Origin of the sequence: Micromonospora yasonensis, from assembly GCF_026013475.1 — a bacterium.
Lineage (GTDB): Bacteria > Actinomycetota > Actinomycetes > Mycobacteriales > Micromonosporaceae > Micromonospora > Micromonospora yasonensis.
In genome coordinates this window covers 1-15,189 of the sequence record NZ_JAPDPH010000067.1, presented here as the reverse complement: position 1 = coordinate 15,189, position 15,189 = coordinate 1, and the positions used below count along the sequence as shown (strand labels likewise).

The window sequence follows — 15,189 nt, the reverse complement described above, 5'->3', positions numbered from 1 at the left end:
TTTGGGGTGAATGACATGAGTGGAGGCGTACTCGATCTCGTGGGCTGGTGGGCCGAGGCCGAACTGCACGGCGACGCCGATGCACTGGACAAGCTGCTCGCGGCTGACTTCGTAGCCGTCGGCCCACGCGGCTTCGTGCTGTCCAGGCAGCAGTGGCTCGCCCGCTACCGCTCCGGCGAGCTGCGCAACAGCGCTTTCGAGGTGCGCGACCCGCAGGCACGGGAGTACGGCTCGGCGGCCGTCGTCGTCGGAAGCCAGGTGCAGCGGACCACCCACCAGGGGCGCGACGTCAGCGCGGAGGTGCGCGCCACCCTGGTGGCAGTCCGGCAGGAGGACCGCTGGCTCCTCGCCGGCGTCCACCTCAGCCCGATCGCCGGCCCGCTGTGAGCACCGCCGCCATTTTGCGCGGGGCGGAGCGGACCGGCCGCCGACGCTGGCTCGGGCTGGCGTTCGTCTCGCTCGCGCAGCTCATGATCGCGCTCGACGCCACCGTTATGAACGTCGCGCTGCCGTCCGCGCAGTCCGCGCTGCGGTTCTCCGACGCCGACCGGCAGTGGGTGATCACCGGGTACACCCTGGCGTTCGGCGGGCTGCTGTTGCTCGGCGGCCGCGTCGCCGACTACGCGGGACGCAAGCGCGCCTTCGTCGTCAGCCTCATCGGGTTCGCGGCCGCCTCCGCGCTGGGCGGCGCCGCCCCCGATCTCGGCGTGCTGGTCACCGCCCGCGCCTTGCAGGGTGGGTTCGCGGCACTGCTCGCGCCGACCGTGCTATCGCTGCTCACGGTCACCTTCACCGCGCCGGCGGACCGGGCCAGGGCCTTCGCCGTCTTCGGGGCCGTCGCCGGCGGCGGGGGCGCGCTCGGGCTGGTGCTCGGCGGTGCGCTCGCGGACGCGAACTGGCGTTGGTGCCTCTACATCAACCTGCCCGTCGCGATCGTCGCGATCGCGGGCGGCACCGCGCTCCTCGACGACGTCCGGCCGCCGGGGCGGGTGCGCCTGGACGTACCCGGCGCCCTACTGGCGACCGCCGGCCTGGTCGCGCTCGTGTACGGCTGCGCCCAGGCGGCCTCGCATGGCTGGACCTCCGCCCGGGTGGCCGGCCCGCTGGTCGCGGGGGTGCTGCTGCTCGCCACCTTCGCGGTCGTGCAGACCCGGGTGGCCGCCCCGTTGCTCCCGTTGCGGATCGTGGGAGACCGGAACCGCGTCGGCGCGTACCTGGCCGTGGCTTCGGCGGTCGCCGGGATGCTCGGCGTATTCCTGTTCCTGACGTACTACCTGCAGGTCTTCCTCGGGTACCGGCCGCTCCGCGCCGGGTTGGCGTTCCTCCCGCTGTCGGCCGCGGTACTGGTCAGCGCACAACTCGCCGGCCGCCTGCTGCCGCACCGACGACCGCGGACCCTGATCGTCCCGGGCCTGGTGACGGCCGCCGTCGCCATGCTGCTGCTGACCACGCTCAACTCGGCATCCGGGTACGCGGGCCGGGTACTGCCCGCCGAGGTCCTGCTCGGCCTGGGCATCGGCTGGGTGTTCGTACCCGCGATGAACGCCGCGACCCAGCGAGTGGACCCGCGCGACGGAGGCGTCGCCGCTGCCGTGGTCAACACGTCACAGCAGATCGGCGGGTCGCTCGGCGTCGCGGTGCTCAACACCACAGCCGCCGCAGCGACCGCGGGCTACGCACGCTCGCGCCCCCACGCCGAGGCGCTCATCCACGGGTACACGGTGGCCGCCGCCTGGGCCGCGGCGCTGCTGCTCGCGGGCGCGGTCCTCGCCGCCGTCCTGGTCACCGCCCGGCCGAACCTGCATGGATCGGAGGGTGCCGGTCATGCATGAGCAGAGGAGTATCGGCCCGCACGACACGGCGGCGCGGCCCCAACGCAGGAAATCGCGGCGCACCGGACCGGAGAGGGCTGTCGTGGCGACCACACCCCTCCTCGCCAGCACGACCAGGACGCCCCGCTTACTCGGCTTCAGGTGAAATGCCTGCAGCCTGCAGACCCTCACCAGCCAGGCCCGGGCCCTGGAGCACGGGTGGGGCGGCGCGCTCATCGGGCTGCGGTCGTTCCCGCGCGGCGGAGGCCTTCGTACGCCGGGTCACGAGTGGGGCGGGGTCGGGCGCGGGCCGCGATAGGGCAGGGTGGCGCTGTAGACCACGTTGGTGGTGGTGCTGCCGAACGCGGCGAGTTCGTTGACGATCTGTTCGAGGTGTGCCATCGACGTCGCGGCCACCTTCAGCAGGTAGCAGTCCTCTCCGGTGGTGCGCAGGCACTCCAGAATCTCCGACCGTCGCTCGAGCAGCCGGTGCAGCGGTTCGTGCCGACTGCCGGGATACTTCAGCCGGACCACTGCGAGCACGGCGAAGCCCGCCTTGGGCAGGTCGACCTCGGCGCGGTAACCGGTGATCACACCGATGCTCTCCAGTCGCCTGACCCGCTCGCTGGTGGCCGACGCGCTCAGCTTGACCCGCCGGCTGAGCTCGGTGATCGGCAGGCGGCCGTCGCCCTGCAACTCGGTCAGGATGGACCAATCGACGGCGTCAATATTCTCGGCCATTGCGCCAATCTACCGGCGGATCCACGGCGAAAGCCAGCAAAGGCAGGGAACAAGGTGTTCCACGCCGGACCCACGCTGGCTAGCCTGGATCGCGTGCAAATCGGCGTGAACGTACCGAACTTCGCCCCGGGCACCGACCCCGGCATGCTGCGACAGTGGGCGCAGACGGTCGAGGGTCTCGGCTACGACCTGCTGATGGTTTCCGACCACATCGCGGTGACCCCAGACGTGGCCGAGAAGTATCCGGCGCCGTTCTACGAGCCGTTCACCACGCTGTCCTGGCTGGCCGGGGTGACCCACCGGGTCCGGCTGGGCACGACCGTGCTCATCGTCCCGTACCGGCACCCGCTGCTCACCGCCCGGATGGCGGCGAACCTCAACCGGCTCAGCGACGGCCGGCTCGTCCTCGGCGTCGGCGTCGGCTGGGCCCGTCAGGAGTTCGAGGCGCTTGGCGTGCCGTTCCGGCGGCGCGGCGCGCTCACTGACGAGTACCTGCACGCCATACGCGACGCCTGGCGCAACACCGACGACTACGACACGGCCCCGATCCCAATCTGGGTCGGCGGCAACAGCGACGCCGGCATCCGCCGCGCGGCACGGCTCGGTGACGCCTGGCACCCGCTGCGGGTCACGCCCGGATGGCTGGCGGAGGCAGCCGGGCGGCTGAAGGCCACCGCCGACGAACTCGGCCGCCCGGTGCCAGCGTTGGCGCCACGCATCCAACTCCGGCAGACCCGAGAAGCGGTCACCGCCCCGGACCGGCTCGCCGGGGTCGGCACCATCGACCAGATCATCGCCGACATCGACCAGATCCGTCTGCTCGGCGCGGAGACGGTGGTACTCGACCCGTTCAACGGCGACCTGACCGAGATCCGCCAGCCCGAGCGCGCCTGGCAGACTCTCGCGGCCGTGGCCGCGTACCACAAATCCCAGGAGGACCGATGACCCCCGACGACGAGAAGTTTCTCCGCGGTGCCGTGGAACTCGCCAACAAGGCCGGGGCATCCGGCGAACGGCCGTTCGGCTCGTTGCTGGTCGGCGCGGACGGCACCGTCCTGATCGAGGACCACAACACCGTGCTCTCCGACTCAGACATCACCGCCCACCCGGAACTCAAACTGGCCCGCTGGGCCGCTCGGGAACTCGCCCCCGACGTGGCCGCGGACACCACCATGTTCACCAGTTGCCAGCCCTGCCCGATGTGCACGACCGCGATCACCCGGTCCGGCCTCGGCCGGGTGGTGTACGCCCTGTCCGCAGAACAGTTCGAGGAGATCAAGCCGGCCACCCCGCCCCTGCCCCCGGTACGGTACGAGGGGCCGGCCCTGTTCGACGAGGCGCGCCAGCCGATCGACAACTACTACTAGACCGCACATGGCACAGATAGGTGCCGTTCGTCCCAGTGTCACCTCCCGCCCTTGGACGAGGTCGTCCGCACCACCCCATCCTGATCATGGAGCCCTTTTCATCCTGAGTTGCGGCTGGTCTCGACCTCGTGCAGGACGAGGATGGCCTGCACGATCGCGGTCGAGCGGCGGGGACAGCAGCGCAGCTTGGTCAGGACCTCCAGCACTTTGGCTACTGCGTCTGGCAGAGCGAGGTCGACACCGGCGAAGACCAGGCGCTGCTCAGGGCCGTTCGCCTTGCGGCGCGCCGGTTGTCCAGTCCCAGCGGGTGATCGTGGTGCGCATCAGGCGGGCGGCGGCTGACAGGTGGCTGTCGGCGCCCCAGTAGAGGGTGACTGTGCGTCGGCACTCGGCGCTGTCGACGGTGATCCAGGCGACCGGGGCGTGCGGGGCGCTGCGGCGGGCAAAGGCGGGGACCAGGCCGATGCCGAGTCCGGCGCTGATCATGCTGGCGATGGCGCTGTGCTCGTCGCTTTCGCAGACGATTTTCGGCGTGAGGCCGCGGGCGGCGAAGAGGCGGTCGAGCAGCCGGCGGAGCCAATGTCCCTTTCGGGCGGTGATGAAGGACTGGTTGGCGAGTTCGTCGACGGTCACCATCGTGCGGTCCGCCAGCGGGTGGCCGAGCGGCGCCACCACCGCCACCGCTTCGTCGAACAGGTGCGCCGATTCCAGGCCTTCGGCGTGGATCGGCTGCGAGGCGATGCACAGATCGACGTCCTGGGCGCGCAGGCGGCGGCCCATGTCCTCCGCTGGCGACCAGTGGAGTTCGATCTCGATGGCGGGATGGGCGCGTTTGAAGGCCGCCAGTGGCCCGGTGAGGGTGAGGAAGGTCTCCGACGCCAGTCTCACGCTGCCCAGGCCCTGACTTGCGGCCTCGGCGACGGCGCGTCGTCCGGCGTCGAGTTCGCCGAGGGCGCGTTCGACGTGGTCGCGGAAGAGCTTGCCGGTGTCGTTCAGCCGGAGGCGCCCGCTCCGGTCGAACAGCGGCACCCCCAGTTCGCTCTCCAGTCGGCCGATGGTGCGACTCAGTGACGGCTGGGCGACGCGCAACTCGTCGGCGGCCCGGCTGAGGTGTTCCAGCCGCGCCACCACCAGGAACTGCCGGAGCGAGTTCAGCTCCACCATGCCTCCCGACGCATAACGTCATAGCGATACTGGTCTTGGACAGCATAACTCCAAGGTCATAGCGTCGACGGCATGGGAAATCATGACGCAGCCGGGATCCGCCGGCAGATCGACACGATCGTCGACCGAGTCACCGCCAAGGACCTCGAGGGCCTGAAGCAGCTCTACGCGCCGGACGTCGTGTCCTTCGACGTCGAGCCGCCGCTGCAACACGTCGGCATCGCGGCGAAGCTCGCGAACTGGGCCCGTGTGTTCGAGGCCTTCGACCGTCTGGCCTACGAGGTTCGCGACCTGACCGTCGTCGCGGGCGACGACATGGCGTTCGGATACGCCTTCGCCCGCCTCAGCGGCACGTTGCGGAACGGGGTGGCAACGGACGGCATGTGGGTCAGGGTCACCTACTGCCTCCAGAAGATCGACGGCGTTTGGTTGATCACCCACGACCAGGTCTCGGTGCCGCTCGACATCCGGAGCGGCAAAGGCGTGGTCGACCTCCAGCCCTGACCGTACGCGGATGCCGGCTCCGGTCGGCGGCCTCGAAGAAACCAAGCGGAGGGACCGCCATGATCCTTGTCACCGGCGGCACCGGAAACGTCGGTGCCAACGTCGTCCGCGAACTGCTCGACGCGGGCGAGAGAGTACGTATCCTGAGCCGCGAGCCCCACAGCCGTTCCTTCCCGGACGGCGTCGAGGTCGTACGCGGAGACCTGGCCCGGCCCGAATCCCTGCCGGCGGCGCTCTCCGGCGTCGGACGGGCGTTCCTGATGTCCCCGGCCTTCGCGGGGGCGGACGGTTTCCTCGACGCGGCGCGGCGAGCCGGCCTGCGACATGTCGTGCTGTTGTCGTCGTCGAGCGTCCTGTCCGAGACCCCAGGATTCATCGGCGGACAGCACCAGCGCCTCGAACAGGCGGTCCTGGACTCCGGGCTGCCGTGGACCTTCGTGCGTCCCGGCGCGTTCATGACCAACGACCTGGCCTGGGCGCCGCAGATCGGCAACGGCGCGGTCGTCCGCGGGGTCTACGGGAACGCCGCGATGGCCCCCGTCGACCCGCGCGACATCGCCGCGGTCGCCGTACGCGCCCTGCTTGAACGGCGCGTCGGCGAGGCCCCCGTGCTCACCGGGCCGCAGTCGCTGACCCAGATCGAGCGCGTGCGGATCATCGCCGAGGCGATCGGGCGGCCGCTGCGGTTCGAGGAGGTGCCCCCGGACCAGTACCGGGAGCAGATGCTGCACCACGGCATGCTCGCCTCCGTAATCGACCAGCTCATCGCCGGGTTGGCCGCTCGGGACGGCACGGTCGCAGACATCTCACCTGTGGTCGAGGAGATCGCCGGGCGACCGGCTTTCACCTACGCGCAGTGGGCCGCCCACCGCGCGGCGGCCTTCGACCCCGCACTGGTCTGACGGCCATCACATCCGATCGCGCCCCGGATCTCCCTCCCGGGGCGCGATCGTCCCATCGAACGAATCGAGAGCGGAATCAGGAGGGCGCCTCATGGCGACCACAGCCGAGCGCATCGGCCCGGCCCGCACCGATGCCGCACACCGGGTGAGCCCCGCCGGATGGATCCTGCGGTTCATCGTCAGCGCACACATGGTGGCGATCTTCGGGCAACCGGTGTTCGCCGGCATCTATCTCAGCGGCGACTTCGACGGCCTGCGCTGGCACGAGGTCGGCGCCAACATCGTCACCTCCCTCGGCTACCTACAGCTGATCGCGGCGGTCGTGGTCTGGGTCCGGCTGCGTCAGGCCTGGCTGTGCCTGGCCACGCTGGCCTTGGTGGCGGCCGAGACGGTGCAGTACTTCGCCGGGCTGGACGGGACGCTGTGGCTGCACCTCCCGCTGGGGGTGCTGACCATCGTCGGGCTCGTCGTGCAGTTCATCGCTGTGTGGAGCGGGCCAATCGGGCCGGCCACGGGTGAGGAGGACGACAGTGCGTAGGAACCCTGGCATGACCAGGCGCCGGCTGCTGGGTATCGGCGGCACACTCGGGCTGACAGCGGCCACCGGGCTGTCGGCCGCGGCCGCGCTGTCCCGCCGCCCGGCGGCCACCGGCGCCGAGTTGCGCAGCGCCATCCCGCTGCCACCCGCGTTCCGCACGCCGTTGCCGCTTCCCCCGGTGCTGAAGCCGGTCAGCACCTCCGGCGGCGTCGACCGGTATAAGGTGACGCAGCGCGAGGTGAAGGTGGAGATCCTGCCCGGTGTCAGGACACCGATGTGGACGTACGAGGGAACGTTCCCGGGGCCGACGATCGAGGCGCGCCGCGGCCGGCCGATCACCGTGACGCATCGCAACGAGCTCCCCGTCCCGACCGTCGTGCACCTGCACGGCGGGCGGAACACACCGACTCCCGACGGATACCCGACCGACCTCGTCCTGCCCGAAGCCTGGCCGGAACCCGCCGGCGGGACGTCGGCCATGCATCAGATGGCCGACATGTCCCTGATGGACGGCATGAGCGCCATGAGCGGCCCGAGCGGGATGGCCGGGATGCGCGATCCACGGGCCGTGGTGACGAGGCTGACCCGGGACTACACGTTCCCGACGGACCAGCGGCCGACGATGCTCTGGTACCACGACCACCGGATGGACTTCACCGCACCCGCGATCTGGCGGGGACTGGCCGGGCTGCACTTCGTGCGCGACGACGCCGAGGACGCGCTCGGCCTGCCCGCCGGCGCCCGTGAGGTGCCGCTGATGATCGCCGACCGCGCGTTCGACAGTGACGGCAACCTCAAATACCCCGCCCTCGACCCCAGCCTGCGGGACCGGCCGGGCGTCCGCGAATCCTATCTCGCCGGAGTCCTCGGCGACGTGATCCTGGTCAACGGCGCCCCATGGCCGGTGCACGAGGTCGACGCGGCCCGATACCGGCTGCGCATCCTGAACGCCTCCAACGCCCGGCACTACGAGCTCGAAGCAGTCACCGACGACGGACGCCGGCTCGACCTCGTCCAGATCGGCGCCGACCAGGGCTTGCTTGCGGCACCGGTCACCCACCGATCCCTGCCGATTGCCCCGGCCGAACGCTACGACCTGATCGTCGACTTCACGGACGTCCCCGGCGGCGACCGTGTCCGGATCCGCAACCGGCTGGGCGCCGGCCGCACCCGCGACGTGATGGCCTTCCGGATCGCCCGCAAGGCCGCCGACGACAGCCGCATCCCGCCCGTCCTGGCGCGCGACCTGCCGTCGTGGCACCAGTCGGACGCGGTCCGGGTGCGCGAGTTCGCCTTCCGCGCCGGGCGCATGCACGGCCACCACGGCTGGCTGATCGGCGGCCGGCCGTTCGACCCAGCGCGCACCGACGTGACCGTGAACCTCGGCGACGTCGGGGTGTGGCGGCTGATCGCCGACGTCCATCACCCCGTCCATCTGCATCTGGTCGGCTTCCAGGTACTCTCCCGCGGCGGGCGGCAGCCGCTCGCTCACGACGCGGGCCTGAAGGACACCATCTCGCTGCGGCCCGGCGAGTCGGCGGAGATCATCACCCGCTTCGACGGCTATCGCGGCCGGTACCTCTTCCACTGCCACAACGCAGAACACGAAGACATGGGAATGATGGCCAACCTCGAGATCGGCTGACCCCCGCCGCGCGCAGCAGATACCCCCGCCGAACGCCATCGCTGACACCCGTGGGGGCCCTGCCCATCCGGCTACGACCGGATCCACAACCCACACCGCAGCGGCCTGCGCCAGTTCCCGCTGGGCCTCGGTGTCGACCTTGCCGAATACGAGATCGGCGTGCTTGTTGGAGACGTGCTCGAAGATCGGGCCGAACTCCGTGCACGGCCACGATCAACGGCCGGCCGTCGTGGGCACGCGCCCAGACGGTCAGCACTTGGAAGCCGGAACTTCCGCCTGACCAACCCGCCAGCGCTGTCCGCGGGGGCAGGCTCTCGTCCGGCCGCTGACGGCCGGGGCAGGTCATCACGGCTCCTGCCCCCAAACGGACGGTGACCGGGTCCTGGTTCAACCGGCCAATCGATGGTGTTGGTGCAACGATGGAAGGCGTGGGAACTACGAAAACAGCAACGTCTGCCGTCTCGCCGCTTGCTGGCGAGCCAATCAAGCGTGCCGATGCCGAGCGGCTCGCGGGAGTGCTGAAGGCGGTCGCCGACCCGGCCCGGCTGCGACTGCTCAGCCTGATCCAGTCCGCTCCCGAGGGCGAGGCGTCCGTCAGTGACCTCACCGCGCCGCTTGGTCTCTCCCAGCCGACCGTCAGTCACCACCTTCGGATCCTCACCGAAGCTGGCCTGCTCGAACGCGAGAAGCGCGGCGTCTGGGCGTACTACCGGCTCGTGCCGTCCGCGATCTCGGCGATCGCCGACCTGTTGACCCCGCCCCGCAAGCGGACGACGAAAAAGGCCCGCTGAGCGCACTGTCGAAGGTCTGCGCCCGGTGCTACTGGCGCCGGCACTGGCGTCCGCTCTGGTCACCGCCGCCTGGACCACGCCGACAAGGCCTTGCCTCATGCGCCGCCCGGGCTGATCGGATCGGTGACGACACGGTGGTCGCGGAGCAGGGACACCGGTATTTGCCCGTGGGTCGCCCAGCCGGCGCCGCTGGCCGGTGAGCCGCTTTCAACGGTGGCGATAGCCAACCGGGCGTCAGACCAAGCGGCCGAGGGCGGTGTTGCGGCCAAGCAGCGGTTCGAAGATGTCGCGGCCTAGGGTGACGGCCTGGTCCTGGTCGAGAACAGTGGCGACCAGGTTGGGGTGGGCGTTGATCCATGCCTGAGCGCTGGACCCGCTCGTGAAGAAGTTGATGGTGGAACAGCAGGCGTCCACGGAGCGACCGGTGTCTCCGGTGGCCGCATACACGATCACCGCTTCCGCCGGCTGGAAGGTGGCGGCACCGTTGGTGATGATCACGCGGACCGGCCGGCCAGTGTGCGGATCGACGGAGACGATTGCCGCGTCGGTACCGAGCATGAACGGCATGCCCAACGCGTCGATGGCGCACATCGCGAACACCTCGACATCGCCGAGTGCCACCATGTGCGGTGTTGGCGTTGGGGAGAACGGGTAGGCCGCGACCAGACGCCCGGCGCTGTTGACGGCGACAAGATCATCCCGGGCAAGTTCCCGCAGCGCCTTTGCGGTGTCCAGGTCCGCCGTGCTGACGGCAGCGCGGATGTCGGCGTCGGTGGGGGCAGCCCCGGTGGCGGCGAAGTGACGCAGGATCGCTCGATGCACCTGCCGGAGGCTGTCGGGGAGCTGCTCTGCGCGGCGGGGCCGGTCGGTGCGGATCGCGTTGCCCGGCTGCGCGCAGCAACCCGCCCGGCTCTGCTCCGTCACTGCGGTGGCGGGTTCGGCGCCTATTGCCTGGCGCAGGGCAGCGCGGATGCGCTCGCCAGTAGGGAGGTCTAAGCGACAGGCCGCTGACCCGTCGTCGATGTCGCCCATCACGTCCACACCGTTGACCAGGATCGACGGCGACGGATAGTCCCCCACGACCTCGGTGACCACCGCGAGGGGCAGACCGACGTCGGTCAGCGCCGCACGCAACTCGCGCCGAGCCTGCGCGAGGTTCGGACAGTCGGGCACGGAACGAAGCTCAACAGCTACCTGGCCCTCTGCTGCGCGATCTGCTGCCGCGGTCATCACAGCCCTCCTAGCAAACGCCCCCGGTGGCATCACGCGTCACCGACTGGCCAGCACGGCTCTACCCCGTACCTGACTGAACCTTCCAGTGCAGGCGAAGGTCAAGGCGCGCTGACAGGAGGCACCAGATGCCGATCGAGGAAGTCAGCCTTCGTCCTCGCCACCCTCGTCGTCGCCGAAGGAGTCGAAGACCTCATCGGCGATCATCCCGCCGGCGGAGCCGAGCGCCGCCTCGCCGACCATGCCCGCGACCATGCCGCCCATGCCGGCGCCGCCGGCTCGGGTGAGATCGTCGCTGACCTCTGCGGGACAGACCTGGCCGACTTCGACACGGCGTCGAAGTCGGCCGAGCGGATCCCAGCGCCCGGTAGGGCAACATCGGCGTGTGCCCGGTCGTCGAGCACCAGCGCTGACCCACCGGGTGGTCGCCGGTCAATCCCTGGCCGGCGACTACCCGCATCTCACGTGGGGAGACCGCAACCCCTCACCTCGTACAACTCCGGACACCACGTCCTGTTGGCGATCGTTCAGCAGAACCCAGAGGTTGGTTTCTCCGCGCCTTTGGCTGTCGTAACCCGGCAACGCCGGGTCCGCCATCAACAGAGGTTGATGTCGCACCACCTTACCAAATAGCCGGTGTTCGCTCCGGCGTTGAACGACGCCTCGGCGAGGCTGAGCTTGCCCCCGATTCCCACGTCGACCTGTACCGATCCACTGAATTGCCCGCTGGTCAGCGAGAGCTCGACTTCGGTTTTCACGCCACCGCCGGCTCCTACGATGAGCTTCGGGGAGACGGCCCCGGAGACCGTCAGTCCGCTCATGACATCCTCGGCGCTGTCCGTGTTCATGCGAAGGGAGAAGGTCGCCTCGGCTCCGCCCCCGATCTCGACGCCGACCTTTCCCTGCCCGCTGTAGCTGATCCCGACAGAATCCCAGTTGAGACACGTTGCCATACCGGCAGAGATAACCGCGCCGGCGCCCGCCGTGAAGCAGAAGGACCCCGACACGAACTGTGGGCCGTTCGAGATACCGAGGAAGGGTGAGGCCCCACCCGTAGCCTTGTTGAACATATCGTTGACGACCTTGAATCGTTGTTCGGATTGCGACGGCACGCCCTTGGCGTTGTAGCCCCCAACGTTGCCCCGCGGCCCGCTGGAGCCGTTCCAGTCGTGTTGAGCAACTCGATCGGTCGCCCGGGTGGCTGGCGCATGTTTTGGCTTGTACGTGGCCGGGGGGATGCTGTCCAGCTGGGGAGTCTTGCACTTCGGATCGGCCAGGCAGGTAAACAGCTTCGAGTACCGCCAGCGCACCCGCTGGATCTTCTTCTCGATGCGCTTGAGCGCCTTCGGCGTCATCGCTTTCGCGGGCGGGGCCGTCACGTACCCCTCATGATCGACGAAGTACCTGAGGCCGTCCGGGTCGGTCATGGTGACGGGGCTGTTGTTCGCGTACGCGTACGCGTTCAACTGCTGTGGGTCGGTCGGGTCGACCACCGGGTCGACCGAGATGAAGCGGCCCGTGTTGGGGTCGTACTCCCGGGCGCCGAGGTGGGTCAGGCCGGTGCCGGCGTCGACGGTGCCGCCGACGAAGCCCTTCTCGTCCGGCCAGCTTGGCGGTTGCGTGCCGCGCGGGTTGCCGAAGGGGTCGAAGCGCCGCTTGCTTGTGGTGAGCTTGTCGGCGTCGATGGCCACCTGTTCGGTGCCGTGGTGGTCGCTGGCGATCCAGGTGAGGTTGGACGGCGTGCGTACGGCGATGGTGCCGCCGCCGTGACTGTAGTAGCGCGTGCCGGTGAGGGCGCCGGTGTTGCGGTCGAGCCGGATTTCCTGGCCGCCGAGGTACAGGGTGATCGCGTCCGGTTCGTGCCGGATCAGCCGTCGGCCGGCGGTGTCGTAGGCGAAGCTGGTGTCGCCGGCCGTGGCGAGGTGGCCGAGTTCGTCCCAGGTGAGGGTTTGGTTTCCGCGGGCGATTGTGTTGCCGGCGTTGTCGTACTTGTACGTCTGGGCACCCGCGCCGGTGGTCGAGGTGAGCGCGTGGGGCCGGTCGCTGCCCGGGTCGGGGTAGGTGTAGGTGGTGGTGGCGGTGCTGGCTGCGGTGCGCTCGACTTTGCTGCGCCGGTTGTCGGCGTGGTCGTAGGTGAACGACTGCCAGTACGGTGCCGGGCCGTCGAGTTTGGTCGCGTCCGCGTCGGCGGCGCAGTCTTCGCTCGGTGTCCACGCTTCGGTCAGCCGGCGTAGGTCGTCGTAGCGGAGGCACTGCCTGTCGACGTCTTGGCCGAGCGCGTTGTCCACGATGGAGGCGACGTTTCCCGTCGGGTCGTACTCGTAGTTCACGTCCGCTTGCATCGGGTTGGTGGTCTCAGCGTCGACGATTGTGCGGTTCAGCCGGCGGGTGGAGGGGTCGAAGTAGCTCGACAGCCAGACTCGCTTGGTGCCGGTGCCCAGTTGCAGTCGCTGCTGCTCGCCGTAGCGGGTGTACTGGGTGCTGGCCGCGTACGTGACGGTCGTTCCCTCCGGTCCGCCATACGTGGTCAGTGGGCGTCCGAAGTCGTCGTAGGTGTGGAAGACCTCCTCCGCGAACAGCCCGCCGGCTTCGGGGTAGCTTTCCCCCGCTACGCTGCCGTCGGGGTTGTACGAGGTGTAGGAGACGTAGCTGCCGGCGAGGTCCGCTTCGGACGCGGGGATGGTGACCTCGGTTTTGCGTTTCTGGTACCGGCCGGTGTAGGCGAGCACTTTGCTGGTGAACCGGTTGCCCTTCGTGTCGTAGCTGGTCGCGGTCGCGGGCAGGCCCCTTAGCGGTCCGCGCCGTAAGTCCTTCGGGGGTTGACTGGCCGGGGTTTGGGTGCAGTCGTGGTCAGGGTGTGGTCGGGCCGATGTGGATGTCGCAGACGAAGTCGAAAGCCTCTTTGGGGCTGCCGGTTAACCAGATCTGGTTCTCGTAGCTGTTGGTGCTGGCCACGTAGATGGCGGTGCCCCAGCGATGCGCGGACCCGCCGTATCGGAACCGCATCAGCGGCAGGTGTTCACCGTCGTTGAGTTCACCGGTGATGTAGGCGAACTGGCCGTGGTAGCGCACGTGCACCGCGGCCAGCTGCGGCCACTTCGCCTTGGCGTGCTCACGCAGCCGCTGCGCCAGGGAGACCTTGGTGGACTCGGGAATGACGGGCATGGGTCATATCCTGCCCGCCGGCCGGTGTGTCCTGCTGGGCGCTGCCCGGCGGGTCGCCATGATCGACGATCCAGCCATCAGGATCATCGATCAGAAGGCGAGCCCGTGCCCGTCTGTCGCGCCCGCCCGATCACGCTGACCGCCACCGAACGGCACCGGCTCAAAGCCCTGGCCTACTCCCATGCCGCTGGCTACCAGCAGGTCATCCGGGCACGGATCGTCCGCGACGCCGCGCACGGCTTTTCCAACGCCAGGATCGCCGTCCGCCACGGCGTGCACGTCGACACCGTGCGCCTGTGGCGTGGCCGGTACGCCGAGCAGGGCCTGCCAGGGCTGACCGACCGGCGCCGGTCCGGGCGGCCACCCCGGTTCACCCCGGCACAGGTAGCCGAGGTCAAAGCCCTCGCCTGCCAGCTACCGGCCGAAACAGGTACGCCGCTGTCGACGTGGAGCTGCCCCGACCTGGCCGCTGAAGCCGTCAGCCGGGGCATCACGGCGGCGATCTCCGCATCCACGATCCGCCGGATCCTGGCCGCCGACACCCTCAAACCCTGGCAGCACCAGTCCTGGATCTTCATCCGTGACCCGGACTTCGCCGCCAAGGCCACCCGGGTGCTCGACCTCTACGCCCGCACCTACCAGGGCATTCCGCTCGGCCCGGACGAGTACGTCATCTCCAGCGACGAGAAGACCAGCATCCAAGCCCGCTGCCGCTGCCACCCCACCCTGCCACCCGGCGCCGCCCGCACGATGCGGGTCAACCACGAATACCAGCGCCAAGGCGCCCTGGCCTACCTGGCCGCCTACGACGTCCACCAGGCCCGCGTCGTCGGCCACTACTCGCCCACCACCGGCATCGTCCCGTTCATGACCCTGGTCGAACAGGTCATGACCCAAGAACCGTATGCCTCCGCGAAGCGGGTGTTCTGGGTAGCCGACAACGGCTCGTCCCACCGCGGCCAGACCGCGGTCGACCGCCTCACCAAGCGGTTCCCGAACGCGGTCATGGTCCACACGCCGGTCCACGCCTCGTGGGTCAACCAGATCCAGATCTACTTCTCGATCGTCGGGCGCAAGGTCCTCACACCCAACGACTTCACCAGCCTTGACCAGGTCGAAGACCGGCTCACCGCCTTCGAGCAGCGCTACAACGCGACCGCCCGGCCGTTCAAATGGAGGTTCACCCCGGCCGACCTCGAGGACCTCATAGCCCGGATCGAGCGACACGAACAGAAAGAGCAGAACCCCAACAGCCCTCCGGCTGCGACCACCAGCCTGCCGCACCGGCCCCCGCCACATAACCCCCGAAGGACTTACGGCCGGGACCACTA

Annotated in this window: 15 protein-coding genes and 1 pseudogene; 10 read left to right on the top strand and 6 right to left on the bottom strand. The window is 69.5% G+C overall.

Annotation, left to right across the window (positions count from 1 at the left end):
- Positions 1 to 15: 15 nt before the first annotated feature.
- On the top strand, positions 16 to 387 hold the full coding sequence (locus ONA70_RS16055; protein ID WP_265007239.1) for a nuclear transport factor 2 family protein: 372 nt from the start codon (positions 16 to 18) through the stop codon (positions 385 to 387).
- On the top strand, positions 384 to 1,832 hold the full coding sequence (locus ONA70_RS16050) for an MFS transporter (protein WP_265007238.1): 1,449 nt from the start codon (positions 384 to 386) through the stop codon (positions 1,830 to 1,832). Before ONA70_RS16055 ends, ONA70_RS16050 begins: the two co-directional genes overlap by 4 nt.
- A 261-nt stretch (positions 1,833 to 2,093) precedes the next feature.
- Here ONA70_RS16050 and ONA70_RS16045 read toward each other — a convergent pair whose 3' ends face one another.
- Positions 2,094 to 2,552, bottom strand: coding sequence for an Lrp/AsnC family transcriptional regulator (locus tag ONA70_RS16045; RefSeq protein WP_265007237.1), 459 nt, complete (start codon positions 2,550 to 2,552; stop codon positions 2,094 to 2,096).
- Positions 2,553 to 2,645: 93 nt separating this feature from the next.
- On the opposite strand from ONA70_RS16045, the gene ONA70_RS16040 reads away from it, so the two are divergent.
- Together ONA70_RS16040 and ONA70_RS16035 are read left to right on the top strand one after the other, a co-directional pair.
- The gene (locus tag ONA70_RS16040; protein ID WP_265007236.1) at positions 2,646 to 3,497 is read left to right on the top strand and encodes an LLM class flavin-dependent oxidoreductase; all 852 of its coding nucleotides are present in this window, start codon (positions 2,646 to 2,648) and stop codon (positions 3,495 to 3,497) included.
- Positions 3,494 to 3,919: a nucleoside deaminase gene (locus ONA70_RS16035; protein WP_265007235.1), complete on the top strand. Its 426-nt coding sequence runs from the start codon at positions 3,494 to 3,496 to the stop codon at positions 3,917 to 3,919. Before ONA70_RS16040 ends, ONA70_RS16035 begins: the two co-directional genes overlap by 4 nt.
- Positions 3,920 to 4,017: 98 nt before the next feature.
- On the opposite strand, the pseudogene ONA70_RS16030 reads toward ONA70_RS16035, so the two are convergent.
- Positions 4,018 to 4,113: pseudogene (locus ONA70_RS16030) on the bottom strand (IS5/IS1182 family transposase); the annotation flags it as partial.
- 67 nt (positions 4,114 to 4,180) lie between these two features.
- Positions 4,181 to 5,083: a LysR substrate-binding domain-containing protein gene (locus ONA70_RS16025; RefSeq protein WP_265007234.1), complete on the bottom strand. Its 903-nt coding sequence runs from the start codon at positions 5,081 to 5,083 to the stop codon at positions 4,181 to 4,183.
- 72 nt (positions 5,084 to 5,155) lie between these two features.
- Between ONA70_RS16025 and ONA70_RS16020 the strand changes: the two genes are divergently transcribed.
- The 5 genes from ONA70_RS16020 (at position 5,156) to ONA70_RS15995 (ending at position 9,463) form a co-directional block, all read left to right on the top strand.
- A complete protein-coding gene (locus ONA70_RS16020) occupies positions 5,156 to 5,587 on the top strand; it encodes a YybH family protein (RefSeq protein ID WP_265007233.1) in 432 nt (143 codons plus the stop codon).
- Positions 5,588 to 5,646: 59 nt separating this feature from the next.
- Positions 5,647 to 6,489: an NAD(P)H-binding protein gene (locus ONA70_RS16015; protein WP_265007232.1), complete on the top strand. Its 843-nt coding sequence runs from the start codon at positions 5,647 to 5,649 to the stop codon at positions 6,487 to 6,489.
- 91 nt (positions 6,490 to 6,580) lie between these two features.
- Entirely contained in the window at positions 6,581 to 7,027 is a 447-nt protein-coding gene (locus ONA70_RS16010; RefSeq protein WP_265007231.1) for a hypothetical protein, read from the top strand.
- A 10-nt stretch (positions 7,028 to 7,037) separates the two neighbouring features.
- A complete protein-coding gene (locus ONA70_RS16005) occupies positions 7,038 to 8,672 on the top strand; it encodes a multicopper oxidase family protein (RefSeq protein ID WP_265007230.1) in 1,635 nt (544 codons plus the stop codon).
- A 419-nt stretch (positions 8,673 to 9,091) separates the two neighbouring features.
- The gene (locus tag ONA70_RS15995) at positions 9,092 to 9,463 is read left to right on the top strand and encodes an ArsR/SmtB family transcription factor (RefSeq protein ID WP_265007229.1); all 372 of its coding nucleotides are present in this window, start codon (positions 9,092 to 9,094) and stop codon (positions 9,461 to 9,463) included.
- Positions 9,464 to 9,697: 234 nt separating this feature from the next.
- On the opposite strand, the gene merB is transcribed toward ONA70_RS15995, so the two are convergent.
- The 3 genes from merB to ONA70_RS15980 form a co-directional block, all read right to left on the bottom strand.
- Positions 9,698 to 10,693, bottom strand: coding sequence for an alkylmercury lyase family protein (gene merB / locus ONA70_RS15990; protein WP_265007228.1), 996 nt, complete (start codon positions 10,691 to 10,693; stop codon positions 9,698 to 9,700).
- A gap of 596 nt (positions 10,694 to 11,289) precedes the next feature.
- On the bottom strand, positions 11,290 to 13,422 hold the full coding sequence (locus tag ONA70_RS15985; protein WP_265007227.1) for an RHS repeat domain-containing protein: 2,133 nt from the start codon (positions 13,420 to 13,422) through the stop codon (positions 11,290 to 11,292).
- A gap of 121 nt (positions 13,423 to 13,543) precedes the next feature.
- A complete protein-coding gene (locus tag ONA70_RS15980; RefSeq protein WP_265007226.1) occupies positions 13,544 to 13,858 on the bottom strand; it encodes a hypothetical protein in 315 nt (104 codons plus the stop codon).
- A gap of 105 nt (positions 13,859 to 13,963) precedes the next feature.
- On the opposite strand from ONA70_RS15980, the gene ONA70_RS15975 reads away from it, so the two are divergent.
- On the top strand, positions 13,964 to 15,189 hold a 1,226-nt coding region (locus tag ONA70_RS15975; RefSeq protein WP_265007225.1), incomplete at its 3' end, for an IS630 family transposase.